Origin of the sequence: Methanocalculus taiwanensis (assembly GCF_024372745.1) — an archaeon.
Classification (GTDB): Archaea; Halobacteriota; Methanomicrobia; order Methanomicrobiales; family Methanocorpusculaceae; genus Methanocalculus; species Methanocalculus taiwanensis.
Window position 1 is genome coordinate 1 of sequence record NZ_VOTZ01000022.1, and the last position, 25,134, is coordinate 25,134.

A 25,134-nucleotide genomic window follows, 5' to 3' on the forward strand; every position below is an offset into this window, starting at 1 on the left:
ACCGATTGCGCAGGCATGATAGACCTCAAGGATCTTCTTGCCGTCGTCACTCAGCTCGACCTCAAGGTCGTCACAGAGTGTCCCGCAGAAGGGGCATATTACATCTGATACGATATTTGCCATAGACCAAACCTCGCTTTTATTCCACGCGCCCGAAAAAAGATGAGAGCAGGGGGCATATGCACCGGTACTCTCCGGGAACACGGCAGGTTGTGTTCGTGTTTAAACGAACTATACGTCTATAGACGAACCAATACTATAAATAACCTTCTTTCGGAGCAGAGAAAGAGAAAAAATCGAGGTGGTGGAAGAGATTAGCGCTCTTCCCTTTCCATTTTAATTGCTTTTTTGGGGCATTCCTGAGCACAGATCCCGCATCCCTTGCAATAGTCGAGATCTATCTCATGGTCTTCATTGATACAGCCATCAGGGCAGTACATTGCACAGAGTCCACAGGCATTGCATGCTTCACGATCGACCACCGGCCGGAAGGTTCTCCAGGAACCGGTCAAACCGGCAGCTCCCTTCTTCGGCCTGCTCATTGCAACAGGATCATTCATAGAACCAGCTCCTTGTAGGCGGCCTCTGCCGCTTTCACATTCCGCTCATCTGAAAACATATCACGGATGGCAGCTTCCGCCGATTCACGTGAGATAACACCCATCCTGGCAAGCGCCCCGAGAACCGGTGTATTTAAGATGGGACTTCCAGATACGACGAGATCGACTGCAAGCGCAATGCCCGTGAGATCGATGGTGAGGACTTTGACTCCGGGGAGATCAACAGGATGTGGGCTGTTGATCAACACAGTACCCGCCTTCTGAATCCCCTGAAGTACATCAACGGTATCCATGATGCTCGCATCAAGGACAACAATCAGGTTCGGGGATCGGATCTGGGAATAGATCTTGATAGGTTCGGAATCGATCCTGACAAACGAGGTGACAGGGGCACCCCGCCGCTCCGCACCATAGAAGGGGGCGGCTGTTGCGTGCTTCTTATCAAGGAAGGCAGCCATCGCAAGGAGCCGGGCAGCTGTCACACCACCCTGTCCGCCACGGGAATGAATACGGATCTCAAACATCAGGCATCAACCCCAAACCAGTACTCTTCACCCATCCGGCGGTTCCTGACAAACTCAGCGATATCATCATAGGTGACTTCCTGGCCCCCAAGCCCTGCCACCACCGAGAAGAGAGAAGAATCGCGATACCTGGATTTGATCGAATCGGTGAGGACCCCACCAAAACCAAACGAGTATCCCCTGTCAAGCACAACGAGATCGCGGTCACTTATATCAAGTTCAGGGAAAGGCCTGAACCAGCGAATCCGCAACGAACCGGCTTTGATACCCTCTTTTCTAAGATTATCCACTGCAACTTCAGCTTCCTTTCCGAGTGTGCCCATTGAGACGATAAGAACATCCGCATCATCGCAGAGATACTCATCAACAGGCCCGTACTTCCGTCCAAACCGCATGGCAAACTCTTCTTCCGCATCCGCAATCACCGCAGGCGAATTCCTCATCGCCTTCTCAATCTCCCATCGGAACTTGAAATGATCACCAGGGCCGGTGAGTGTACCGTATCCTGCGGGATTCCCGGTATCTATTCTGTGCGGAAGAACCATCGGGGGGATATAGTCGCCGATCTCCACCGTCTCAAGGGACTGCATAATGTGCGAGAGGACAAAGCCGTCAAGATTCACCATCACAGGCAGGAGTATCCCGGTATTTTCTGCAATCCTAAAAGCCATCAGAGTGGTATCATATGCCTCCTGGACGGTTGAAACAAAGAGCTGGATCCAGCCGGTATCGCGCTGTGAGAAGGCATCGGTATGTTCAGCCCAGACATTCCAGCCGGGACCGAGGGCACGGTTTACGTTTGCCATCACGATCGGGAGGCGGGCACCTGCTGCCCAGTGGAGCATCTCATGCATATAGAGAAGACCATGGGAACTTGTCGCCGTAAAAGAACGTACTCCTGTGATCGAAGCGCCGATACAGGCGGTCATTGCCGAGTGTTCGCTCTCAACAGGGATGTAACGTGCATCCATCTCACCGGCGGTGACGTACTCTGCGATCTGTTCAACAATCTCCGTCTGCGGGGTGATGGGGTATGCCGCAACCACTGCCGGTTTTGCTGCCTTTACAGCTGCCGCCACAGCTTTGTTTCCTGTTGCTACTGTCAGCATTCTCCTGCCTCCTCTTTCGCAAGCTGTGCAATATTCTTCTCAATTGCCTGCTCAAGCTCATTCACTGCCGAATCGGATATGCCTTTGAATCTTCCCTGGACCGACAGGTATTCCCTGAGTGGAGCTCTTTTCTTCATTGCACTTTTTGAGGGGGAGCTGATTCTGAGTTCACCGTATTTTCTCTCCCAGAGCACCCAGGAGCCGGTCTTCACCGCAAGCTTTCCAACGGTAACAGACATATCCGATGCTATCCGCCATCCCGGAGGACACGGAGCCAGAATATGAATGAACGAGGGACCTGGTGTGGCAAGCGCGGTCTTCACCTTTTCATAGAGATCCTTTGGATATGCAGGTGTTGCAGTTGCCTGGTATGGAATGTTATGTGCTGCGACGATCCTATCGAGATCCTTCTTCGCATCGGTCTTTCCTCCGGGTGTCGTCGTCGTCCTCGCACCCATCGGGGTTGCACCTGAACGCTGCATTCCGGTGTTTCCATATGCCTCGTTATCATAACAGATATAGAGGAAATCAGTTCCCCGTTCAAGGGCACCGGAGAGCGCCTGGATCCCAATGTCGATTGTGCCGCCATCACCGGCATAGACAATAACGTTTGTCTTCTTACCCATGCTCGCAAATGCCTCGCTCATCCCGGACGCACATGCCGCCGCCGCTGCAAAGGCAATATTGTATACAGGAACTGAAAAGGACGTATTTGGATAAATTCCCTGTAGAATACTGGTACAGCACGCAGGAACAACAAGCACCGTGTCGGGACCTGCTGCCTTCAGCACGTACCGGAGTGTAAGTGACGAAGTACATCCGGCACATGCTGTCGTGCATTTTTCAAGGTACTCTTCCTTTGGTATCTCAGCCATCAAAATCATATAATGTCTGTAATTAATGAATATTGAGCCTTCGGATTTGTCCATCTCATCCGACAGGTGTAATAGTGGTGAGTGAGCCAGGAAACATCAGGGGGACGCGCAAGGGATGAATACCAGGCGAGATGATCTCAATGACGGGCGAATCATATGATTTCAGGTTCACAATGCGATTTGGCCGGATGGCAAGTGTAACCATATCCCCGGGAACCAGAATCGGATCATTGTCTGGACGGATCGGGGAAGATACAGAGAAACAGCCAGGGCCTGGAGTGGGCAGAAAGAGCGGGGCATTTGGGATCATCTGGCCGATATGATCCCGTCCGATGAGGTTGATGGTGATCCTCCTCAGATCCACCGGATCCGATCCCGGCAGAACCCGGACAGGCAACAGGATCAGATCGGCATACCTGGGATCATCATTCAGATCAACTGCAAAGATTGTTCCGGATACCACAACACCCGAACCCGCCCGTGAGGTACCCTTGTGCACTTCTGTACCAGCACCCTCTGAGAGTTCGAGTCCGGCAGAGAGGAGGGTATGGGAGAATACAGCGGCAACCACAACAAATGCTATCAGAACAATTGCTGACTCAAGCCCGGTGAGGGCATCATCCACCGAAACCAACCTCATAATATTTATTTGCAACCAGCGTTTCGGGCACTCTGCACCGTATGTTGACAGGAACTCCCCGCGGAGGGGCGATAGTAAGCATAAACTCCGTTCCGGAAACAATGGCAGCAGGAATGAGCTCGAGCTCAACCCTGACGATCTCCCCCTCAGAGAGGAACGCGTTAGTTTCTCTCTCAGAAACCCATGACAGTGTCACATCGGATGCAGGAACCTCGTATATCTTCTCATTTGTCATAAGCGTATACCTAATCCCCGATGCTGAGATTCCCTCGCCATTCAACCCGCATGAAAAGACAACTCTCCTGAGACACACACCCAGATCATTCGCCTGCCCGACGACAGTGCCCATTACCATCACCGCTGTAGGGGATCTGCCCGCATCCATCGTGATCTCCTTCGCCTTGTCGGCTGAAGAAAAACCTGATCCGAGGATAACAAAAGAAAAGACCGCAGCGACCACAACAAACGCAATCAGGACTATTGCGGCCTCCAATCCGGAGAATCCATCCTCATCTGCCATACGGATCATCAAACCTTATAATATCGTCCTCAGCAGGATACACGCCGATCTAAACCTCAATCATATCCGGAGGGATTTTTCCCGGCTTTTAAAGCCGGTGAACCATCCTGCCCAGGGATAGTGACCACAGGCGGGTTTTGCTCCCGCCTGCACATAGTAATCGTCCTGATACCAGATCACCTTTCCAGTATATTCTCAAAGAAAAGGGATATTTCTTTTCAAATTGACCCCGGGATTAATTATTCATGCCGAAGCGCCTCAATCGGATTTGCTTCCGATGCCTTCCATGCCGGGTACAGCCCCGAGAGTACCGATGTCCCCACCCCAAAGACCATGCCGATGGGGATATAAATGAGGCTGGAAGGGGCTAGAAGATAGCTTGTATTCTCAAGCATTATAAGGAGCGCCACGTACCCGCCTGCGACAGAGAGTAATCCGCCGACCAGTGATCCTGCTATTCCAAGCAGGAGCGATTCATAAAAGAACATACGCCGTATCTCCCGCCTGAGGCATCCAATCGAACGGAGCACCCCAATCTCACGGTACCGCTCCATCACCGACATCATCATCACATTGAAGATCGAGACACCGGCAACAATAAGGGATATCCCCCCGATTGCTATGGTGAATGTTGAGATCCTGCCAAAGGTTTCAAGGATCGTAGAGAGTATGGCACGGGTATCATAGACATCCACCTCAGTCTCCCTCCTGTTTAATGATTTTTCTATAGACTCCTTCACTCCTTCGATCTCCTCCAGGCTCCGCACCTTCACAATGACACTATCATACCCTGTAGGGCTGTAGGTACTCTCAAACCATCGATCAGAGACGATAACTGCATTATCGCTGTTGATATCAAAACCCATCCCCCGTTCTTCCAGGATTCCCACAACACGGAGGCTCTGTCCAAAAGCCCCGATTGAGAAACGGCTCCCGGTCTTCATTGAATACGTCTCAGCAAGGCGGGGACCAACCATTGCGCCGGATGCACCCCGGAGGTACTGCCCGTCAGATAATTCCAGAAGGAGCGGGACATCTGATGTCCTCATTCCATAAAGGGCAGCATACCCGGTCTCGCCGCCGACCCTGATCCGCTCACCGCCCGAATAGACCGGAATCACAGTATGGGGAACCGATGCCCTGGTGATACGCTCCAGCTGGCGGGAAGTGATCAGATCATCCGATGCAATCCCCCCGCCCCGACCCATGGCACTGCCCCCGGTATGGGGGATAACGACGATCGTATCACCAACAGTTGTCAGATCCTCTGAAATCGAGAGGACGAGAGAAGAGCCGAGGATACCCATTGACGTAATTGCAACCACACCGATGATGATCCCGATCATTGCAAGAAGGGAACGGAGCCAGTGGAGCCTGAGGTTCCTGACTGCAAAGAGGAGGAATATCGGCCGGTTCATTGTATCCTCCCATCTACAATGTTGATCACACGATCAGCATACCGGGAGAGAGTCGGATCGTGAGTAACCATAATGATGGTCTTCCCTTCCTCTTTCCTGAGATGTGAGAGGAGATCCATGATCTGTGCGCCGGTCTTTGTATCGAGGTTCCCGGTCGGCTCATCGGCAAGCAGAATCTCGGGATTGTTGATCAATGCCCGTGCAATCGCGACCCTCTGCTGCTGGCCGCCGGATAGCTCTGAGGGTTTATGTTCGAGCCGCTCTTCACTGATACCGACAGCTGAGAGAATGTTTCTGCACCTATCAGTACACACATCCGAACCGCCATTGAGTATAAGCGGGAGCCTGACGTTCTCTATCGCCGAGAGGAGCGGTATTAAGTTGAATTGCTGAAAAATAAAGCCGAGATGGCGGCGGCGCAGGATTGTCAGTTGATCATCACTCATCTCACCGATATTCTGATCGCTTATGAATACCTCGCCATCTGTGGGGGTGTCAAGACACCCCATCATATTCAAAAGAGTGGATTTTCCTGAGCCTGAGGGCCCCATGATCGCGATAAATTCCCCTTCATCGATCGAGAGGCTCACGTGATCAAGAGCAATGACATCCCCGCTCTTTAGAGAGTATATTTTTGAAACATCCTTGAACCGGATCGCTGTCTTCATCGTTTCTTACGTGAGTAGACGAGAGCTCCGGCTACGATCGCAGCAGACAGCACGATGATCCCGATCACCAGAGGGGAAAGGCCTCCTTCCTGCTCTGCAACCGGCATCATGCCTGATTGAATCGTCACATGAGTAATCTCTTCATAGAGGTTTCCATCATCATCCCGGTACCTGGTGACAAGAGGCACTTTCTCAGCTTCTTGTGCAGCAAATGTCACCTCAAACGAGGAGAAATCATCTGCATCAAGCGCCCCGACAACATATACCCTGAACGGATCAATTGGTTCAGCCGGCTCCCTGGTTGTCATCACGACCGAACGGGCGGTTTCAAGGCCGGCATTCGAGACATCGCCAGTGATCCGGTAGCCCCCGGCGATTGATGAGACCTCCACATTCGAGACAATCGGCTCAGCCACCCGCTTGGCGGTGCCCGGCACAACCGGGAGGGTAAGAGATACAACATGACGATTCTGGCCATTCCGGTATTCGACATTGAAAGAGATGACGCCTTCAGCAGTTGGAGTTACAGAAAAGGTCGCATTACTCTTCTGCCCTGAATTAAGTGTTCCGATAAATGCAGATGTCGGGACAACATCAGCTATCCCTGTTGAAGGGGTTATTGTGACACCAGAGAGTGCATTTTCACGCGGGTTTCCAACAGATATGGTGACTGTATCTTTCCTCCCCTCCATGAAGGTGTCTGGTCGAACGGAAATTCCTGCATCAATCTGGGTTTTATCAACCTTCACTGGAACCGGAAACATCATGTTGCCCGTCGGCATAAAATTCAGCGAGAAACGGGGATAGAAGATACCTTCCTCACTCCCTGCCCGGACTGTGAAGCTTGTCGTCATGGTATCTCCGGATCCAAGCCTCCCGATGCCCGTGTAGTGGGGGCTCTCGATCACATAGATGCTGCGTGTCCCCTGGAGATTTACTCGTGATAATTCGACTGGATCAGTGCCTGTATTCTTTATAACGATAGTCACTGTTCCGGTATCATCGGGGAAAAAGATCTTTGGATCGAGCGATACATCGATCACCCCGATCTGTGAGGCGGCTCCTGTTGCACCAAGACCAGTTGACAGTGCAATAGCGAGAGCCAGAAGAACCAGATAATGTCTCATCAGAATACCCCATATGATGCGATAACTATGATCAGATAGATCACAACCGGAATAATAACTGTGATCCCTGCATCCCGTGTAGTAAGATTCCGTGCATGGCGGATACCATAGTACCAGATATTAGCAGCCCAGATCATGAAGACAACAGAGAGGAATGTCTGAAGGAGGGTAAAATCTGCCATCACCGGCTGGTTCAGAAACAATTCGGTTGCCTGCTCAACAGCTGTTGGATCCATAATATCATGGATGACTGGTGCAACCACCTGATCACCAATCATTACCAGATAGGCAATACCGATAGCGGCTGCGGCAATCAGCGGTGCCATCCCATACCCGACTGCCTCAAGCACCTTCTTCACCGATCCTTCTCCATGGAAGGCCATGCTTATCAGATAAAAGATTACAGAAGCAACAATCCAGACAATGATACCTCCAATGAAGCCACCGATAGCTCCAAAGATCGTAATGACGCCTCCATACCCCTCAAGGGCAACATCATACATCGGAGCCATAAGTGCGGCCATCTGGTATCCGGCAACTGCCGAGAGTAGACTATAGATACATACTATGCCAAGCGGCAGGCCAAGTGCCGCCTCCTCGTTTGAATGTTCTCCAAAGAACTCATCTGGTCTGAAAAGTGCTGTAATACTATTCGATGCCATTGCCTGTTCACCACCGGTACCTGATCACGGTACCTGAGAATGTAAAACATATGTTACATTTGTACTTATTACTTCTCATCACAAAACCCCAATTCAATCCTGTCCCGGCCGTTCGACAAATGCCAGTTCATCAGAGAGATCCCTCGTAAGGTCGGCATCGATAAAGCCCCCCTCTGATGGAAGCCGCATCATGAAGGTGAGGGTTTCATCAAGGGATACAGTGGCAGAATCGAGGGAAAAGTCCACGATATGCCCGCCGACACTCAGGTCGTCACTGATGAAATGGAGATGGTATCCCGGAACATTCAGCCCGCCAACATACTCAGGAAGAAGGAAGCCAACAGCTGTTCCGGTGATGTTGGTATGAGTGGCCATGTACTGGTCGGCAAGGGCATCGACAAGGCGTGGGTACGGCCGTTCCTGCCCATGTGGGGCACGAACAGTTACCTCCGGGAAGGTTCCGTCGATCCGGATTGCATATTTCAGGTTTTCTGATCTGATTGCACCACCAATAGAATCCTCAAATTCAGCAAATCCTCTCGTTGAAAGATCTGGAATAATTATATCCTCGTCAAAGAAGGTGACTGCTGCAAGCGGTACCTTGAGATTGTGAGCGGCAACCACAACCGATCCATCCGCTCGAGCCTGGTACACCACACCATCAACCATGATCAGCTCGCCATCAAGCGAGTCGAAGGTTCCTATCCCGAGATCACCATACCGTGTCAGCTCGGATACCGGCATAACACCATCATAGACACTCTCAAGGAGGGCATCTATTGTTGAGACCTGAAAAATAATCTCACGATCCGGCGACACATGATCAGGATATGTGGATCCGGAGATAAGCAGTGCACCACCAGCACCGATGAAAATACCGATCAGAAGAGCGATGAACAGATATGAGGAGGAGCGCATGCTAATCACTCTGCGATCATCCTATTTCAGGATGCCTGAGATACTCATTCCACTATTTCATCCAAATAAGGTCCATATGATTATTATCCAGGCTCTTCGCTGATCGGTTTTGGCTTTTACATTGGGCTCGACTCAACAATGTGCAAACTATTGTTTGAATGATGCATAAGAAACTGTCCACTCTGCTGCTGGATTTCCTGGAACCTGAAGGTCAAATGGATGGAATTTGTCCCAGGATCTCCTCATCTTCTTCACGCCACGCAGGATCGACGATTGCCAGAAAGACTAGATCCTTTACGCTCCTGTTCTCCACCCACTGGATCGCACCTGGCGGAATATATATCAGATTACCGGCTCTAATCTTTGAGATCTCATCATCAACATGCATCACACCCTCCCCTGAGAGGATGTAGTAGATCTCAGTGGAGCTTTTCAGTCTATGGGGAATGGTCGCTTCACCTGCCAAAACCCTTGCGTGAGCAAGGCTGTACCTGCATGCAACACCCATTGCAGTCATTTCCGGGTGAAAGAGCTCGGCAAGCAGGCAATGATCCCCTGCGCGTTCATGGATCATCCCTGATAAATCAAAGATCCGCATAGTACCAACACTCTCTCCCCACCCCGGATAACTGCATCGGTGAGGAAATGGCTATTTCTTCATGAACATAATAGATGTGATATCACGGCATGTCCCGAAGGAGTGGGGTCATACCCTCTTGGATAAACAACAGAACGGCTTTTATCCTTTATGCGCCTATCGAAGAGAGAATAATAGCCGGATCATTTATGAGGAGATTACAGGACGCTAAGGGGATGAACAGGTGTGTTTGTAAGCAGATCATTCCAGGCAGATATTGATCTTCTTCCGGATATGACGGCATTTCTGGAGGCTTCACTGGAAGAAGCAGGCGCAGGACCAAAAGAGAGTTTTGACCTCCAGCTCTCAGCAGACGAAATCTTCACGAATATCTCTTTATATGCATATCAGGAAAAAGTTGGAGAGGTTGAGATCACCATATCCTCAACAGAAGACGCAATAACAATCACCTTCACCGATTCAGGAACCCCGTTTAACCCTCTCTCTCTGCCGCAACCGGATATCACACTCGGAATAGATGAGCGGAAGATCGGCGGCCTGGGCATACATCTTGTCAGGGAGTTAATGGATACAGTCACCTATCAGCGGCGGGATGAAAAGAATATTCTTTTCATTGAGAAGCATAGAGAGTCAACGAGGAAATAGCAATCATGTCCTTCGTGTGGGGCAGAGAGCAACACCGCATTCATCACATGCCTCATGGCATGGCTCCATATGGACGGTGACATGGCACCGTGGGAACTCTGTCTTCAGATCTGCCTCCAGGTGGTCAGCCAGATCATGGGCTGTACTGAGGAGGACATCATGCTCAAACATCACATGGAACTCGATGAACCTTTCAGGCCCGGAACGACGGGTTCTAAGTCCATGAAAGTTCACATACTCAGTACAATGGGCGATCAGGATCTCCCTGATCCGCTCGATCTCCTCTTCCGGAAGCCGGGTGTCAAGGAGATCTGCAAGCGATCGCCTCACAAGATCGATTCCTGTCTTAAAGATGACAAATGCAATGCAAAGCGCAACTATTGCATCAAGCAGGAGTATCCCTGTGATATGTATCAGGATAAGTCCGGCAAAGACACCGACCGATGTATACACATCGGTTCTAAGATGCCAGGCATCGCTCTCAAGTGCAATTGACTCGGTCCTTTTTGCGATCTTCATCATCCTGTAGGAGATCAGGGTGTTTGCGATCGCTGATATGCCGACTGCCACCATCCCAAACCCGAGAAGATCGGGATCGAGCGTACTCTCACCCCTGATAAGAGCGGTTGAAGCTTCGTAAATGAGGAAAAACGCAACAAGGATGATAAGGGTCGCCTCAATGAGTCCCGAGAGTGATTCGAATTTCCCATGGCCGAACGTATGCTTATAATCCGGGGGATGCGCTGATTTCCTGACGGCAAAATAGGCGATAGATGAGGCGATGATGTCAGTTGCCGAATGCACTGCATCGGAGATGATTGCAACCGAACCTGTGAGAAAACCAATTGCCAGCTTCAGGATAACAAGGAAGGTGTTGCTTGCAATTGCTACTCCTGCAATCTGCTTCTTTTCGCGGGTGGCGGGATCGGGGTGTTGGGAAAAGGGCATTATTTCATTCTTTATTTTCCATAGAGGGGAATTATATTGATTATAAGTAAAATTATAGGCAGGATGCTGTGGAGAGGCTCACTCCCCACACACCCGCTCCATCGCCTCTTCCAGCCGCTCCATCGATGTTGCATAGCTCATCCGCACCCAGCCTGGCGCACCAAATGCCGACCCAGGTGTGACCGCAACATGCTTCTCCTCAAGCCATTCCGAGGCAATGACACTGTCATCGCCGCCGACATTCGCAAACGCATAGAAGGCGCCATCTGCGGGCGCACAGGCAAACCCTGCCTGCCTGAGCCGGGATATGACAAAACTACGGCGTCTGGCAAACTCATCCCGCATCTTTGCAACACAGGACTGATCACCCTTCAAAGCAGCAGCCCCGCCCCACATCACAAAGGTCGTCGGGTGGGAGACCGAGTGCTGCTGGATCCGGTTCATGTAATTGATCACCTCAGACGGGCCTGCCGCATACCCAAGCCGCCAGCCGGTCATCGCATAGGCCTTTGAGAACCCGTTTATCGTGACCGTCCTCTCTGCCATCTCGTGGATTGAGGCAAGCGAGATATGCTCTGCTCCATCGTAGACGAGCTTTTCGTATATCTCATCTGATAGCGCAAGGAGGTCATGATCAAAACAGAGATCCGCAATCATCCCAAGCGATGAACGCGTCAGGATAGAACCTGTCGGGTTCGATGGCGAGTTCACGATGATCATCCTGGTTGAAGGCGTGATCGCCTCTACAAGCGACTCACCCGGCTGGAACGTGACAGGGTCAAGAGGATAATGGACGGCTTTTCCCCCTGCCATCTGGATGCAGGGTTCATATGAGACCCAGGAGGGATCAAGAATAATCACCTCATCACCGGGGTTCAGCACTGCCTGGCAGAGTAGCCGGATCGCATCTTTTGCTCCGGCTGTGACAATACAATCTACCGGGGATATCGGGATATGGTTCTCAGTTGAGAGTTTTTCAGCAACTGCCTCCAGCAGTTCGGGGATGCCGCGTGAGGGGGCATAGTGGGTCTCCCCCCTCTGAAGGGCATCGATTGCCGCCTCCGTGATATGGGCGGGTGTCGGGAAATCCGGCTCTCCAATGGAGAGGCTGATCACATCGATCCCGTTCCGTTCCATCTCTTTTGCCCGATCGGCGATCGCCATCGTCGCAGATGGCATAATCGAGCCAATCGCCCTTGACAGATGCCTCATGCCAATCGCTGGACAAGCTTCACTGCGGATTCAACGGCTCTCCGGGCATAATCCACCCGCTCCTGCGCCTCAAGCCGGGTCATCCCCGGACCGGAAATCCCGAGCGTCACCGGTTTCTCATACTCAAGCGAGAGATCAATGATCTTTCTGGACGCATGCTGAACCACGATCTGGTCATGGCCGGTTGAACCCTCGATGACACAGCCGATTGTCACAACCGCATCAACATTTCCGTCTTTTAACATCTTCTTGATCGCAAGCGGCATGTCATAGGCTCCAGGAACATATGACCGCTCGATCACTTCGGCTCCAAGGAACTTTGCGTGTTCTTCTGCCTCAATCTCCATCATATATGTAATGTCACGGTTAAATTCCGCAACGACAAATCCGAGTTTAATTGTCATAGAATCATCATCTCCTATTGTCGTGCAGGACCGGCATCAGGGAATCCCTGCCGCTGCCCGGTGCCTGCATCCCGTTCAAGCTCACGTGGGTATAGCAACAGCTTGACGGCATTCACCGCATGCTCCCGTGTCCTCTGTTCGAGAAGCCACGCAAGCTCACGATCATCCTTTGCCTCATCCTCGTGGACGAAGACCTCGATGATATGCTTGTTCGTCATCAGCATGGCGAGCTGAAGGCCCTGCGACGCCTCATGTGCGCAGAGTTTATCCTTATCCTTTCCCCCCGGCATGCCAAGCGCCATTACGAGATCGCAGCCACGCTCTTCAATAAGCTTCTTGCAGGCAACCGGGAGATCCTTCATCCCCGGCACCGTATAGCGCTCAATGCGGAGTGTGGCATGGCGCTTGAGCTCATCAATTGCCACTGCGCCCATATTCACCCGTGCAAACGTCGTGTCTGCGATCCCGATTTTCATACCAGCACCTCAAGGGCGGCTGAAACACCATCTGCCGCCGGAGTATATCCAAGTTTCTGGAGTGTGCCCTGCACTGATGCGAGTGTTGCAAGCACTTCAGATGGCCCGACTGCCCCCATCGTCCCGATACGGAAGATCCTGCCTTTCAATCGATCCTGGCCGCCTGCGATCTGGATACCCGTCTTCTTCACACCAGACCGGAGATCTGAGTCGCTGATTCCATCGGGATACAGAATCGCCGTCGCCGTATTGGATGGCGAATGAAGTGAATCTGAGACCGGCAGCAGTTTTAGCCCCCAGGCAGCTGCTGCGGCACGCACCGCATCTGCAAGTCTTCGGTGCCGTGCGATCCGGTTGTCAAGCCCCTCTTCTTCTGCAATGAGGCATGCCTCACGAAATGCAAAGAAGAGCGGGACAGCCGGAGTATACGGCGTCTCCATCGGCTTCTTTGATCCCGCTTTCCGGTATGCCTTCAGGTCAAGGTAGTACGGCCGTTTCTCTGAAAGACGCTCCCATGCCCGATCCGAGACCGAAATCGCAGACAACCCTGCTGGTGCAGCAAAGCATTTCTGCGAACCGACGATTGCAATATCGGCTCCCCAATCATCTGCCGCCACATGATCGCCTCCGATGGAGGTGATCCCATCCATGATGAAGAGGGCATCATGCTTCCGGGCAAGCTTCCCGACTTCAGCTGCGGGATTCAGGATTCCGGCAGAGGTCTCGTTATGAACCATCGTCACAACTTCAGCTCCGTTCTCAAGCGCCTCTGCAAGCGCCTCAAGACGAAGGGGGTGCCCCCACTCCGATTCAATAGCTGTGATGTCACCGTATCGCCCTCCAATCTCTGCAAGGCGCTCACCAAACTTCCCGTTTACCAGCGATACGATCTTTCTGCCGACACCAACATTTCCAATCGCCGCCTCCATAGCGGCGGTTCCCGAGCCGCTTAAGAGAAAGATCTCATTCTCTGTACCAAAGAAGGGCTTTAACGCCCTGACGCAGTCTGCATAAACCCCGCCAAATTCTTCGCCGCGATGGTTGATCGCCTGCCGGCTCATCGCATTTATCACCCGTTCCGGCATTGGCACCGGCCCTGGCATCATAAGGAGTACTTCATTCTGCATCCTGATCGTCCGTACTATAAGAAGATAAAGCTCTTAATAGATAGTGAAGCCTATGGTCGACGTAGCTGTCATCGCAGGATCCCAATCAGACGAAGCGATCGTTCGCAAAGTCTGCGCAACACTCGATGAATATGGCCTGAGCTATGAGGAAAAGGTGATTTCCGCTCATCGTGACCCCGAACTGCTCGTAGAGTATGTAAAGGCCAGCGATGCAAAAGTCTTCATCGGAATCGCCGGGATGTCCGCTGCTCTTCCCGGCGTTATCGCCTCAAAAACCAAAAGACCCGTCATCGGCGTCCCGGTAGCAGGCAAACAGATGGGTGGCCTTGATTCACTCCTTTCAATTGTCCAGATGCCAAAAGGTGTTCCGGTCGCCTGTGTAGCAGTCGACGGGGGCGAGAATGCCGCCCACCTTGCCGCGCGGATTCTCGGCGTGGCATGAACAATCAGCCTACCATCCAGGCGGGGGTGATCACCCTCGCCCCATTAACCACTGATGATGCCGGACGGGTTCGTCTCCTCGCCGGAGATCCCGCTATTGCAGAAACTGCAATCCGGATACCGCATCCCTATCCTGAAGGTGCCGCAGAGGAGTGGATCAATGACAGTATCAGTGGATGGAGTGAGGGGAAATCAGCGGTTTGGAAGATTATACTCACTGATTCCAATCTCCTCATCGGAGCAATCGGCCTCACAATCGATCCGCCATATAATCATGCCGAACTCGGCTACTGGATCGGAAAACATTACTGGAATTGTGGATATGCGCAGGCCGCAGCCAGGGAAATAATACGGTTTGGTTTTGAAACAATCAGGATCAACCGGATCTATGCGACGTGCCTTCGGGAAAATCCCGCTTCAATCAGGGTGCTTGAACATTCAGGGCTCAAATATGAAGGCTGTATGCATGAGCATGTCTTTCATCGGGGACGATACCACGATCTGCTCTTCTATGGAATCGTTCACAGTTCTTCAAAAAAGGAGTGAGTTAGTCTCTCTTCTGATCCGTGCAGAGGAGATCCCGCACCATCTTCACAGCACAGAGATCCCCGCACATCGAGCAGGTTTCACGCTCAGAATCCCGGTCATGAATTGATCTCGCATAGTCTGGAAAGAGCATCTCGGCATACTGTGCTTCCCAGTCGAGATCCCGCCGTGCAACAGCCATCCGAATCTCCTCAGGAGACCCGGTCACGCCTCCCCGCCGGGTGATATCCCCGACATGAGCAGCAATCCTGGCAACCCGCGTCCCCTCGATTATATCTTCAACATTCGGAAGTGCAAGGTGCTCCGCGGGCGAGACCATGCAGAGGAAATCAGCTCCCGCAGATGCTGCAATCGCACCTCCGATGGCGCCCACCACATGATCGTATCCTGTTGCTATGTCTGTGACGAGCGGGCCGAGGAGATAGAGGGGCGCATTATCTGTCACCTCTTTGATCACCTTCACGTTCCATGCGACCTCATTAATCGGGATATGGCCGGGACCTTCGATCATCCGCTGGACACCTGCATCAAGTGCACCTCTGGCAAGTTTTCCGAGTGTTAAGTATTCAGTCGTCTTGGCAAGACGGCCACTGTCAACAAGCGCACCGGGCCGCATTCCATCTCCCAGGCTTATTGTTACATCATCTTCCTTCAGAATCTCAAGCAGATAATCGTATTCAGCATAGAGCGGGTTCTCCTCGCCGGTTGCAACCATCCATGCCACATGGAATGCCCCGCCGCGTGAGACGACACCAAGCATCCGGGGATCGATCCTGAGTGCTTCGAGCGCATCATGATTCACCCCGCAATGGAGGGTCAGGAAGTCCACACCCTCCCTGCATTGCTCACGGATCACCGAAAAGAGGATATCTGCGGTGAGATCGGCTGCTGATCCCGCACGCCTGATTGCTTCATAAATCGGCACAGTCCCCACCGGAACCGGGAGGGAGAGGATGCGCTTTCGGATCGCCTTCAGGTCGCCTGCAGTCGAGAGATCCATCAGGGCATCTGTCCCGGCAGATATGGCGGCCTCTGCCTTCCTCATCTCAAGATCCAGATCACAAAGGCCCTGGGAGGTGCCTATATTCACATTCACCTTGACGCGGCACCCTTCTCCAATGGCAACAGGGCGGATCGTGCGCCGCGGGTTGGCAGGAACTGCTATATGCCCGCAGGCGATGGCGCCTGCCATCCGCTGCGGCGGTATGCCTTCTGCTTCTGCGAGACCATTGAGCTCCGGAGGCAGGCCGATGCGGCACTGCCTGACGAGTGAGTGCATAAGAACCATCTGTCCGGAGAGCTTATTATCCTGCATGCCTATCCAGTGGATTCCCGGAAGCGGCTGGCAGGCGAACTCCTATATCACCGGCGGGATGCTGATCGATGCAGGCGTTCTCCCCATGGCTCTTGAACGGTTCAGGAACACGATTGAAACGATCATCCTGACTCACGGCCATTTTGACCATACCGCCCATCTGGCTGAGATTCAGGCGATGACCGGGGCAGAGGTGTGCATCCATAAAGAGGATGAAATTGCCCTTCGATCTGAAGTTGAAAGCCTTTCATTCAACTTCGGGGGCCACCCACCCATGATGATACCTGACCGGATCCTCTCTGATGGAGACCGGATCGGAGAACTCCTTGTAATCCATACACCCGGACATACCAGGGGAAGCATCTGCCTCTACCATGAAGAAGAGCGCGCACTCATCTCCGGTGATACCGTCTTTCCCCATGGCTCATTCGGAAGGACTGACTTCCCCGGTGGGAATACCGATGACCTCAGGGCATCGATTGAGAGGCTGATTCCCCTTGATATTGACGCTCTCTATCCGGGACATGACCAGCCGGTGACTGAAGGAGCAAAAAAGCATCTCCTCGCCACGCAGCATTGCCTCAGATCGTACTATGGATAAGGGAATCTACACCCTAATCCTCCGAACCGGAAAGACCACAATCCGTGCAGGAGCACTTGGCAATATCGACATCCCGGAAGGATACCTGATCTATGTGGGATCAGCGCTTGGTCCCGGGGGCCTCATCCGGGTACAGCGCCACCTCACTACCTCTCAGGACAGACGAAAACCACACTGGCATATCGATTATCTCCTTCAGGACGAGAAAGTATTAATTATTGCGAGTATATCCGCAGAAACAACATCACGGCTCGAGTGCCCCCTGGCAGAGGCGATAGGAGGAGCATACATTCCGAATTTCGGCTCTTCAGACTGCAAATGCAGATCACACCTTTTTCTACGACCTGATGATCCGACAGAGACAGTAGCTCTTGCCTTTGCATCCCTTGGCCTGATAGCCGCAATCACAAGGTATTAGTCATACCAGACAAAGGATACCCCTATGAAGGTTCTTGGGATATCCGGGAGTATGAGAGCGGGAGGAAACACCGCCATCCTTGTTCAGGAGGTTCTCAGCCATATCTCTGAAAAAGGCATTCCTACTGAGTATATCACCCTTGCAGGGAAAGAGATCCATCCCTGTATCGGATGTGAAAAATGCAAGGAAGATAAAAGGTGTACAATTCAAAACGATGACTGGCCGGAGATTGCAGAGAAGATGGTCCATGCCGACCTCCTTGTGATCGGATCTCCCACCTACTACTTTGATGTCTCGGGACAGGTGAAGAACCTGATCGACCGTACATACTCGCTCTACCATGACCGTCAGCTTGCCGGACGAAAAGCTGTGGCGATCACAATCTGTGCCGATAAAGGTGGTACACGTGCACTTGAAACCCTCGAGGCGTTCCTCTCAACGCATGAGTACGGATATCTCGGCCATATCATCGGAAGAGGATACCTGCCGGGAGATGTCCGATCCGATACACTCGCCATGAACTCTGCAAAGACGATAGCAGATAGGATCGTCTCCTATTTCGGAACCCTGGATGATTAAAAAGGGGTTTTTGAATTGATTCAGAAAACAATTCAGCTCAAAAACCGGATCGCAGAAGGATACGCAATACCTGTCGGGCCGGTGAACCTGGTCTTTATCACAACAGAAGAGGGGATGATCGGGTGCGGCGCTTTTGATATCGCAGCACTTGAGCGGTTTGGTATCCCTGCAGCGAAGATGAAACCGGTTGCGGGACCATCTATTGCCACCATCGATGAGATCCTGGATGCAAATGTGAAGGAAGTAAACAAACCCGCCGCAGAATGCGGCATAACACCAGGAATGATCGGAAAAGAAGCGCTCGAGCTCCTCTGAAATATCAGAGGCCGAGCCTTTCAAGGAAGAGCCGGTGGAACCTCAGGTCCCCGCCAAGTTCGGGATGGAATGAAAACGCCATGTGGAGGTCGTGCCGGATCGCAACATACCCCTGTGGAAGGGACGCAAGCACTTCGGTTCCATACCCGACACGGGTTACCACAGGTGCCCGGATGAAGAGTGCATGGAATGGAGTATCAAGCCCCCTACATTCAATATCAGCCTCAAATGACTCACGCTGACGGCCAAAGGCGTTCCGCTTCACTGTCATATCCATGACACCAAGCGGCTCAAAGAGGCTGTCATCCTGCACTTCAGATGAAAGGAGCACCATCCCCGCACAGGTAGCAAAGATTCCACCCTCATACTGCTGAAGAGGACGGAACATCCCCGCCTTCTGAATCAGCCGCATGATGGTTGTAGATTCACCACCCGGAAGCGCTATTCCGTCAAACCGGTTGATATCGGATGCATCCCGGAAGAGAGAGACCTCTCCGCTAGAGCCCAGAGCATTCTGGAATGCACTCACATGCTCCGATACGTCGCCCTGGAGAGCGAGCACCCCGATCTTACCAGCCACGTGTCTGCAACCTCTCATCCGGTGTTAAGGTATGGATATCAATACCCGGCATAGCTTCGCCGAGTCCACGGCTTGCATCAGCAATCACCTTTGGATCAGAGTAGTGGTGAACCGCCTCCACGATCGCTTTTGCCATCTTTTCAGGATTTTCAGACTTGAAGATCCCTGAACCGACAAAGACACCATCTGCACCAAGCTGCATCATCAACGCAGCATCCGCAGGTGTCGCGATCCCACCTGCCGAGAAGTTCACAACCGGGAGCCGCCCGCGATCTGCAACATCAAGTACCAGCTCGACAGGCGCTTCGATCTTCCGGGCATAACCAGCCCGCTCCTGGGCATCCATCCCTTTCAGCATCCTGATCTCAGACTGGATCGCACGCATATGCCGGACTGCCTCAACAACATTTCCAGTGCCCGCCTCTCCCTTTGTCCGGATCATTGCAGCCCCTTCGTTGATCCGCCTGAGCGCCTCGCCAAGGTTCCGTGCACCACAGACAAACGGCACCGAGAATGCTTTCTTATCAACATGAAATTCTTCATCTGCCGGTGTCAGGACCTCAGACTCATCGATCATATCAACGCCAAGCTCCTGGAGAACCTGTGCCTCAACAAAGTGGCCGATTCTTACCTTTGCCATCACAGGAATCGAGACGGCTTCGGTGATCTCGACGATCTTTGTCGGATCTGCCATACGGGAGACCCCACCGGCTTTCCTGATATCAGCAGGAACCCGCTCAAGCGCCATCACAGCAACAGCACCGGCATTCTCTGCGATCACCGCCTGCTCTGCCGAGACAACATCCATGATGACGCCTCCCTTCTGCATGGATGCAAAACCCCGCTTCAGAAGCTCTGTTCCAAACTTCAGCTCTTCAAGAATCATGTATTTATATGGATCAGCCGAGCCGATAAATTATGGCATGGCATGAGCAGCAGTTTCCGCCACAGATACGGGCAATCAGACATCACGCCATTCAAAACGCTCCCTTCTTCATTCCCGGCTCCAGCAACGGAATCAGAAGGAAATCCACCCCGATAGCGGGGATATGAGGAGGAAGATGAGGATCAGAAGGAAGGAACAGAGAATAGTCGCGCCCCTGACAGAAGCGATCACACATCCTCCCCTCTGTTCAAGGGAGTGAACTGGATTTCCGATCAGGTATCCACCTGGTTTATCAAACAAAATACCACACCCACCGGCAATTATGGCCATCGGAATGCCGCCATTGAAACCGGGTCTCTTCTTTGCATCCCGGCGTAGCATGAAGAATGCTTCTTTCCCCTTTCCCTGGAAGCAAAACCAGATCAGAAGGAGTAGACCGGCGATCCGCGCCGGGATAAAAGAGAGGAGATCATCGGCTCGGGCTGGGAACCAGCCGAGTGCCTCCCGCTCATCCCGGTACCCGAGCATCGCATCCATTGTGTTTGCTGCACGATACATCGCTGCTCCGGGGAGACCAAGAATCGCAAACCAGAAGAGGGGAGCAATGATCGAATCGACCAGGTTCTCGGCAACCGATTCATATGCGGCGGACCGAACCTGTTCATCAGTGAGAGTAGCAGTCTTCCGGGAGACCATCATCGAGACAGCTGATCTCCCGGCATCAGGATCTATTCGAAGCCCTGCTTCAACTGAGAGGGCATGCTCTTCGAGTGAACGCCATGCGAACGTACTCTTCAGGAGAAACGGTGCAACAAGAAGAGAGAGCCACCATACTCCATAATAATTCACCGCATGCTCAAAGAGAATAAAAGGAAGCACGAATAGGAATACCGTCACCAGCCAGAAGAGGCAGCCGGCGATACGCTGTAAACTTCGCCGATATCCTGACGGCCGCCCCCACCATCCGATAAATCTGCCAAGCAGGGCAACCGGGTGGTATGGGGAATGCGGATCCCCGATGCACCTGTCAATGAGAAGGGCCGCTACCAGGATGATTCCGGAGAACGGCATGCGGTGACGACCCCAATCAGGAGAAGAAGTATAATAAAGACGGTGATGAATGCATCAACAGGTGCCAGGATAGCCCCGCGGAACGAAAGCCAGACGAGATAGGTGATACAGGCGATGATACAGGGAATCAGGGTGAGCATATGAGGCATCTTCCTCATCACATACTCATCTTCAACAACAATCTCCTCTTCTTGTGGAATGATAACCGGGCATGCCTTGCTCACAACAACCTTCATCCGTGTTGTTCTGGAGCCATATCCGGTGATGAACTCAAGATCAAAGACACCATCCCCCGATGATTCCCGTACCGGTATCCGATACTCGACATCGCCGTCAACATAGATATTTTCATGGAAAAAATCAGTGAAAGCCTGCCCGTTCTGGGTTCTGACTGTTGCATGGGTGGGAGAACCGCTGTTCCTTAACCGAATAACCAGATCACTCCCTGCATCGACGGGAGCTTCCCGTGCGGAGATTTCTATGGTGTTGACACCCCGGCGGTTCAGGTATACATCAACGATAGTCATTCGGATCAGGCACTCCTATTCAGATGCAGACTCGGGAGGGAGCAGATTTGGAATCCCCTCATGAATCGGGTAATTCACCTGGCAGGCATCACACCTGAGGGTTCCTTCGATGATCTCCTCCTCATTCTCTTCAGTCACCGTCAGCACGATATCGCCTTTGCAGACAGGGCAGCAGAGAATATCCATCAGCCATCTCTTCATCGCTTCGTCCTCAGATCAATTATTTGTGAAAGTTCAGGGCCTGTTGAAATGATGGTTACAGGGCATCCCACATCCTCCTCTACCTGATGGATGAAAACCTTTGCGGTCTCTGTAAGCTGATCGTACTCAGTGATGCCATAACAGACGGGATCTACCCGATCGATACCTGTGATTGCAACCTGGGTGCATCCATTGATCATTGCCGAATACCGGGCCATCTTCCCATCCCAGTTTCCAATCCGGCGTTCCCTGTGGGTAACAGTCCCATACTCAATAATCCCCATCTCATGGGATTTATCCAGGCTCATCTCGGTTGAGAACGGCCCTTCGCCAACCCGTGTCGGGAATGCCTTAAAGACGACGATCACATCGTCAATCTGTGTCGGGCCAACTCCGCAGTCTGCTGCGATCTGGGATGCCGAGGTATCCTTGCTTGTGACATACGGGTACGTCCCAAAGTAGAGTGAGATCCCAAAACCCTGTGTGCCCTCAAGGAGGACATTTTCTCCTTTTTTAATCGCGCAATTCACCTTCTCTGCGACATCGACAATATATGGAGCGAGTTCCGGGAGATCTTTGGCCTGGCGTGACATCCTGAGCACACGATCGGCATTCGCAGGGCCGCACCCCGATCCGGTGCTTCCGATCTTCTTTGAAAGATGCTCGCTCTCCTTGTCGCGGGCAACATGCTCCTCTTCAATGACCCCACACCGTCCATCCACAAAGATCCTGCCGGATGCACCAATGAGATCAACCTCACGGAGAAAGACTCTGGGATCAACAAGGACTCCTGGACCGATACAGAGATCGGCGTGCTCATAGACAAAGCCGGATGGAACCATCCGGACACCATATTCTTTCTCTCCTACTAAAACAGTGTGGCCGGCGTTTGGACCAACCCCCCCACGGGAGATGATAGTCGGGTGATCCTTGTGAGCGATGTGAGCAACAATCTTGCCTTTCCCTTCATCGCCAAAAAAGCCACCAACAATAATTGTACAGGGCATAGACGTATCAGTACATGTCTGTTGAGGAAGCTGATAAAACAGTTCCCTCGCAAAAAAACTATTGAATATACTGATTTTTTACCGGTAAAAGGAAAGCATCAAGAACGAGCCGGATCATAACTACACAGAGATGAACAGATCAACAAAGGCCAGGGCACCTAATCCGGAGAATGCGTCTCTCATCACCCGGTTTCGAAGAAGTAAACATCCGGCAGTTTCCCTTTCCCGCGATCTCCTCTGGGTTGCGTGTGTAGTCGGCACAATTGCATTGCTTCTTTTCCTTGCATCCGGAACCTGGCCTGCCGTTGTGGCTGTTGAATCCGGAAGCATGCTCCCCGAGATGCAGGTGGGCGATCTCGTCTTCGTTGTTGCACCTGATCGTTTCAGTCCTCTGCTCACGGCTGAAGAGGGGATGGACTCGGGCCATATCTCATTTGGGCACCCGGGAGATGTGATCATATTCAGGCCAAATGGCGATGGGAGTATCCATCCGATCATCCATCGTGCCCTTGTCCGTGTCGATGCGGATCAGGCAGCAGAGCTGCTCGCTTTCGATAATCCCCATGGAGGGATTATCACCCGGGGGGACAACAACCCGGTGATCGATCAGGTGACAACACATCCGGGCATCGGCAGGATCGAGCCTGTCAGGGATGAATGGATCATTGGAAAAGCCCTCTTTGCCATTCCACTTGTCGGCTACCTTCCATTGCATATCGTTGAATTTGCCATCCTGATCATCGCTATCATTATCATTCAGGAATTGATCGCCTCCAGAAGAAGAGAGAAGGATTGAGGGCATACAATGATTCAGACGAAGCAACTGCTTGAGGACTGCCTGGGCGGACACCGGCTTTCCAATGAAGAAGGGCTCCATCTGCTGAAGGCAACAGGGAGGGAGATATTTTCCATCTGCTGTGCCGCAGACGAGCTCCGGGAAGAGAGAGTCGGCGATGTCGTGACCTATGTTAAAAACCAGAATATCCATATCACCAATATCTGCAAAAATCTCTGCGGGTTCTGTGCATTCGGGCGGAGAAAAGGCGATCCCGATGCGTTCTTCGATGGCCCGGACCGGATACGGCAGAAGGTGAAGCTCGCCCTCTCACGTGATATCACCGAGATATGCCTCCTCTCAGGCGTCCACCCGGATTACACTATGGAGAGTTATGCCGAGATTATACAGACCGTCCACGATAGCGCGCCGGGCATTGATATCCATACAGCAAGCCCGGATGAGGTTGCATACATCGCAAAAAGGAGCGGAATATCAACTCGTGAGGCGCTTGAGCGTCTGAGAGAGGCAGGGCTTGGAACGCTCCAGGGGACCGCCGCTGAGATCCTGGTAGATGATGTCCGGAAGGTAATCTGCCCGACGAAGGTGGATACGAACACCTGGGTATCAATCATCAAAGAGGCGCATCGAATCGGGATCAGGAGCACATCGACAATCATGTATGGTTCAGCAGAAACAGCCGCAGATCGTATCACCCACCTGGGGATACTCAGGGACATACAGGATGAGACAGGGGGGTTCACCGAACTTGTACCCCTCTCATATCTCCACCAGAACACCTCCCTCTATGAACGGGGGCTGGCGCCCGCAGGCGCAACAGGGAGGGAAGATCTCCTTATGATCGCCGTCTCACGGCTCTTCCTCGATAACTTCGATCATATTCAGGTTCCCTGGGGAAAATTCGGAATCAAGCTAACACAGATCGCCCTTGCATCGGGTGGAGACGATCTGGGCGGGACAATGTTTTCAGATGATGTCTCGGTGGAGGCAGGCGGATCTGAAGCAGGGTACCTGGATCCAAAGACAATGGAGAGGATCGCAACAGATATCGGACGGCGCCTTGTCCAGAGGACGACAAAGTATAGCATCCTCTGATTTTTATAAAACTACCCTCAGCTTTTTTCAGAGGCAGGTTCACTGGTCGCTGAACAGATCAAATTATCCTGCCTCAGGCTCTTCTTTTTTAAAATAAAAAGGAGGAGGGGGTTAGTACATGCCCGCACGGCATAGGATATATTGACTGGTGTGGAAGGTGGCGTGCCCCCGGTGCAGCCATCTGACTGTCCGGTGGTTTCGATTGACGTGTATTTCGATCGATTGAGAGGTGTGTAGCCGGACACTATGGAATGAATGTCTGAACCTATGAATACTTGAGGCCGGTTGCACAGGGGGCAGGACGCACGCCTTCATCTGGATGGAT

General features: G+C 52.2%; 33 protein-coding genes. 9 read left to right on the forward strand and 24 right to left on the reverse strand.

Features of this window, described 5'->3' with window-relative positions; genetic code table 11:
- Positions 1-314: 314 nt before the first annotated feature.
- From FTO68_RS09485 to FTO68_RS09540, 12 genes are all read right to left on the reverse strand, one after another.
- A complete protein-coding gene (locus tag FTO68_RS09485; protein ID WP_255333160.1) occupies positions 315-560 on the reverse strand; it encodes a 4Fe-4S binding protein in 246 nt (81 codons plus the stop codon).
- Positions 557-1,084: a 2-oxoacid:acceptor oxidoreductase family protein gene (locus FTO68_RS09490; RefSeq protein WP_255333161.1), complete on the reverse strand. Its 528-nt coding sequence runs from the start codon at positions 1,082-1,084 to the stop codon at positions 557-559. Before FTO68_RS09490 ends, FTO68_RS09485 begins: the two co-directional genes overlap by 4 nt.
- On the reverse strand, positions 1,084-2,193 hold the full coding sequence (locus FTO68_RS09495; RefSeq protein ID WP_255333162.1) for a transketolase C-terminal domain-containing protein: 1,110 nt from the start codon (positions 2,191-2,193) through the stop codon (positions 1,084-1,086). The genes FTO68_RS09490 and FTO68_RS09495 overlap by 1 nt, the downstream gene beginning before the upstream one ends.
- On the reverse strand, positions 2,187-3,068 hold the full coding sequence (locus FTO68_RS09500; protein ID WP_255333163.1) for a thiamine pyrophosphate-dependent enzyme: 882 nt from the start codon (positions 3,066-3,068) through the stop codon (positions 2,187-2,189). Before FTO68_RS09500 ends, FTO68_RS09495 begins: the two co-directional genes overlap by 7 nt.
- Positions 3,069-3,123: 55 nt before the next feature.
- Positions 3,124-3,693: a flagellin gene (locus tag FTO68_RS09505; protein WP_255333164.1), complete on the reverse strand. Its 570-nt coding sequence runs from the start codon at positions 3,691-3,693 to the stop codon at positions 3,124-3,126.
- Positions 3,686-4,228: an archaellin/type IV pilin N-terminal domain-containing protein gene (locus tag FTO68_RS09510; protein WP_255333165.1), complete on the reverse strand. Its 543-nt coding sequence runs from the start codon at positions 4,226-4,228 to the stop codon at positions 3,686-3,688. Before FTO68_RS09510 ends, FTO68_RS09505 begins: the two co-directional genes overlap by 8 nt.
- 239 nt (positions 4,229-4,467) lie before the next feature.
- A complete protein-coding gene (locus FTO68_RS09515) occupies positions 4,468-5,646 on the reverse strand; it encodes an ABC transporter permease (protein WP_255333166.1) in 1,179 nt (392 codons plus the stop codon).
- Positions 5,643-6,314: an ABC transporter ATP-binding protein gene (locus FTO68_RS09520; protein ID WP_255333167.1), complete on the reverse strand. Its 672-nt coding sequence runs from the start codon at positions 6,312-6,314 to the stop codon at positions 5,643-5,645. Before FTO68_RS09520 ends, FTO68_RS09515 begins: the two co-directional genes overlap by 4 nt.
- On the reverse strand, positions 6,311-7,441 hold the full coding sequence (locus tag FTO68_RS09525) for a COG1361 S-layer family protein (protein WP_255333168.1): 1,131 nt from the start codon (positions 7,439-7,441) through the stop codon (positions 6,311-6,313). The genes FTO68_RS09520 and FTO68_RS09525 overlap by 4 nt, the downstream gene beginning before the upstream one ends.
- Positions 7,441-8,103, reverse strand: a complete 663-nt coding sequence (locus FTO68_RS09530; RefSeq protein WP_255333169.1) for a Yip1 family protein — start codon at positions 8,101-8,103, stop codon at positions 7,441-7,443. The genes FTO68_RS09525 and FTO68_RS09530 overlap by 1 nt, the downstream gene beginning before the upstream one ends.
- 93 nt (positions 8,104-8,196) lie before the next feature.
- Entirely contained in the window at positions 8,197-9,021 is an 825-nt protein-coding gene (gene budA, locus FTO68_RS09535) for an acetolactate decarboxylase (RefSeq protein ID WP_255333170.1), read from the reverse strand.
- Between the two features lie 211 nt (positions 9,022-9,232).
- Positions 9,233-9,619 (reverse strand): cupin domain-containing protein, encoded by a 387-nt coding sequence (locus FTO68_RS09540; RefSeq protein ID WP_255333171.1) that lies wholly within the window; start codon positions 9,617-9,619, stop codon positions 9,233-9,235.
- A 225-nt stretch (positions 9,620-9,844) separates the two neighbouring features.
- On the opposite strand from FTO68_RS09540, the gene FTO68_RS09545 reads away from it, so the two are divergent.
- Positions 9,845-10,264: an ATP-binding protein gene (locus FTO68_RS09545; protein ID WP_255333172.1), complete on the forward strand. Its 420-nt coding sequence runs from the start codon at positions 9,845-9,847 to the stop codon at positions 10,262-10,264.
- Positions 10,265-10,267: 3 nt separating this feature from the next.
- Here the strand turns inward: FTO68_RS09545 and FTO68_RS09550 are convergent, their stop codons facing one another.
- The 5 genes from FTO68_RS09550 to FTO68_RS09570 form a co-directional block, all read right to left on the reverse strand.
- A complete protein-coding gene (locus tag FTO68_RS09550) occupies positions 10,268-11,212 on the reverse strand; it encodes a cation diffusion facilitator family transporter (protein WP_255333173.1) in 945 nt (314 codons plus the stop codon).
- Between the two features lie 78 nt (positions 11,213-11,290).
- Positions 11,291-12,424 carry a pyridoxal phosphate-dependent aminotransferase gene (locus tag FTO68_RS09555; RefSeq protein WP_255333174.1) on the reverse strand — a complete coding sequence of 378 codons (1,134 nt, stop codon included), beginning with the start codon at positions 12,422-12,424 and terminating at the stop codon, positions 11,291-11,293.
- Positions 12,421-12,828 carry a 6,7-dimethyl-8-ribityllumazine synthase gene (gene ribH, locus FTO68_RS09560; protein WP_255333175.1) on the reverse strand — a complete coding sequence of 136 codons (408 nt, stop codon included), beginning with the start codon at positions 12,826-12,828 and terminating at the stop codon, positions 12,421-12,423. The genes FTO68_RS09555 and ribH overlap by 4 nt, the downstream gene beginning before the upstream one ends.
- Before the next feature lie 14 nt (positions 12,829-12,842).
- Entirely contained in the window at positions 12,843-13,304 is a 462-nt protein-coding gene (gene ribC, locus FTO68_RS09565; protein ID WP_255333176.1) for a riboflavin synthase, read from the reverse strand.
- Positions 13,301-14,431, reverse strand: coding sequence for a pyridoxal-phosphate-dependent aminotransferase family protein (locus tag FTO68_RS09570; protein WP_255333177.1), 1,131 nt, complete (start codon positions 14,429-14,431; stop codon positions 13,301-13,303). Before FTO68_RS09570 ends, ribC begins: the two co-directional genes overlap by 4 nt.
- A gap of 52 nt (positions 14,432-14,483) precedes the next feature.
- Here FTO68_RS09570 and purE point away from each other — a divergent pair, with 52 nt between their 5' ends.
- Together purE and FTO68_RS09580 are read left to right on the forward strand one after the other, a co-directional pair.
- Positions 14,484-14,873: a 5-(carboxyamino)imidazole ribonucleotide mutase gene (purE, locus tag FTO68_RS09575; protein ID WP_255333178.1), complete on the forward strand. Its 390-nt coding sequence runs from the start codon at positions 14,484-14,486 to the stop codon at positions 14,871-14,873.
- Positions 14,870-15,418, forward strand: coding sequence for a GNAT family N-acetyltransferase (locus FTO68_RS09580; protein ID WP_255333179.1), 549 nt, complete (start codon positions 14,870-14,872; stop codon positions 15,416-15,418). The genes purE and FTO68_RS09580 overlap by 4 nt, the downstream gene beginning before the upstream one ends.
- 1 nt (position 15,419) lies before the next feature.
- On the opposite strand, the gene thiC is transcribed toward FTO68_RS09580, so the two are convergent.
- A complete protein-coding gene (gene thiC / locus FTO68_RS09585) occupies positions 15,420-16,733 on the reverse strand; it encodes a phosphomethylpyrimidine synthase ThiC (protein ID WP_255333180.1) in 1,314 nt (437 codons plus the stop codon).
- On the opposite strand from thiC, the gene FTO68_RS09590 reads away from it, so the two are divergent.
- From FTO68_RS09590 to FTO68_RS09605, 4 genes are read left to right on the forward strand one after another with little or no spacing between them, the layout of a single operon-like run.
- On the forward strand, positions 16,732-17,334 hold the full coding sequence (locus FTO68_RS09590) for an MBL fold metallo-hydrolase (protein ID WP_255333181.1): 603 nt from the start codon (positions 16,732-16,734) through the stop codon (positions 17,332-17,334). The two genes, thiC and FTO68_RS09590, sit on opposite strands and share 2 nt — an antisense overlap.
- Positions 17,327-17,752 (forward strand): GIY-YIG nuclease family protein, encoded by a 426-nt coding sequence (locus tag FTO68_RS09595; protein WP_255333182.1) that lies wholly within the window; start codon positions 17,327-17,329, stop codon positions 17,750-17,752. The genes FTO68_RS09590 and FTO68_RS09595 overlap by 8 nt, the downstream gene beginning before the upstream one ends.
- A gap of 24 nt (positions 17,753-17,776) precedes the next feature.
- Complete coding sequence (locus FTO68_RS09600) at positions 17,777-18,331, forward strand: flavodoxin family protein (protein WP_255333183.1); 555 nt, start codon at positions 17,777-17,779, stop codon at positions 18,329-18,331.
- A 15-nt stretch (positions 18,332-18,346) separates the two neighbouring features.
- Complete coding sequence (locus FTO68_RS09605; protein WP_255333184.1) at positions 18,347-18,646, forward strand: YunC family protein; 300 nt, start codon at positions 18,347-18,349, stop codon at positions 18,644-18,646.
- A gap of 4 nt (positions 18,647-18,650) precedes the next feature.
- Here the strand turns inward: FTO68_RS09605 and pdxT are convergent, their stop codons facing one another.
- The 6 genes from pdxT to FTO68_RS09635 all read right to left on the reverse strand — a co-directional run bounded on the left by pdxT (position 18,651) and on the right by FTO68_RS09635 (position 22,918).
- Positions 18,651-19,226: a pyridoxal 5'-phosphate synthase glutaminase subunit PdxT gene (gene pdxT / locus FTO68_RS09610; protein WP_255333185.1), complete on the reverse strand. Its 576-nt coding sequence runs from the start codon at positions 19,224-19,226 to the stop codon at positions 18,651-18,653.
- On the reverse strand, positions 19,216-20,112 hold the full coding sequence (gene pdxS, locus FTO68_RS09615; RefSeq protein WP_255333186.1) for a pyridoxal 5'-phosphate synthase lyase subunit PdxS: 897 nt from the start codon (positions 20,110-20,112) through the stop codon (positions 19,216-19,218). Before pdxS ends, pdxT begins: the two co-directional genes overlap by 11 nt.
- A gap of 132 nt (positions 20,113-20,244) precedes the next feature.
- Positions 20,245-21,183, reverse strand: a complete 939-nt coding sequence (cbiB, locus tag FTO68_RS09620; RefSeq protein ID WP_255333187.1) for an adenosylcobinamide-phosphate synthase CbiB — start codon at positions 21,181-21,183, stop codon at positions 20,245-20,247.
- Positions 21,156-21,710, reverse strand: coding sequence for a DUF7524 family protein (locus FTO68_RS09625; protein WP_255333188.1), 555 nt, complete (start codon positions 21,708-21,710; stop codon positions 21,156-21,158). The genes cbiB and FTO68_RS09625 overlap by 28 nt, the downstream gene beginning before the upstream one ends.
- Before the next feature lie 15 nt (positions 21,711-21,725).
- Complete coding sequence (locus FTO68_RS09630; protein ID WP_255333189.1) at positions 21,726-21,911, reverse strand: methytransferase partner Trm112; 186 nt, start codon at positions 21,909-21,911, stop codon at positions 21,726-21,728.
- Positions 21,908-22,918 carry an adenylosuccinate synthetase gene (locus tag FTO68_RS09635; protein WP_255333190.1) on the reverse strand — a complete coding sequence of 337 codons (1,011 nt, stop codon included), beginning with the start codon at positions 22,916-22,918 and terminating at the stop codon, positions 21,908-21,910. The genes FTO68_RS09630 and FTO68_RS09635 overlap by 4 nt, the downstream gene beginning before the upstream one ends.
- Positions 22,919-23,048: 130 nt before the next feature.
- Between FTO68_RS09635 and FTO68_RS09640 the strand changes: the two genes are divergently transcribed.
- Positions 23,049-23,714 (forward strand): S24/S26 family peptidase, encoded by a 666-nt coding sequence (locus FTO68_RS09640; protein ID WP_255333191.1) that lies wholly within the window; start codon positions 23,049-23,051, stop codon positions 23,712-23,714.
- Positions 23,715-23,723: 9 nt separating this feature from the next.
- Positions 23,724-24,809 (forward strand): 5-amino-6-(D-ribitylamino)uracil--L-tyrosine 4-hydroxyphenyl transferase CofH, encoded by a 1,086-nt coding sequence (gene cofH, locus FTO68_RS09645; RefSeq protein ID WP_255333192.1) that lies wholly within the window; start codon positions 23,724-23,726, stop codon positions 24,807-24,809.
- Positions 24,810-25,134 lie beyond the last annotated feature (325 nt).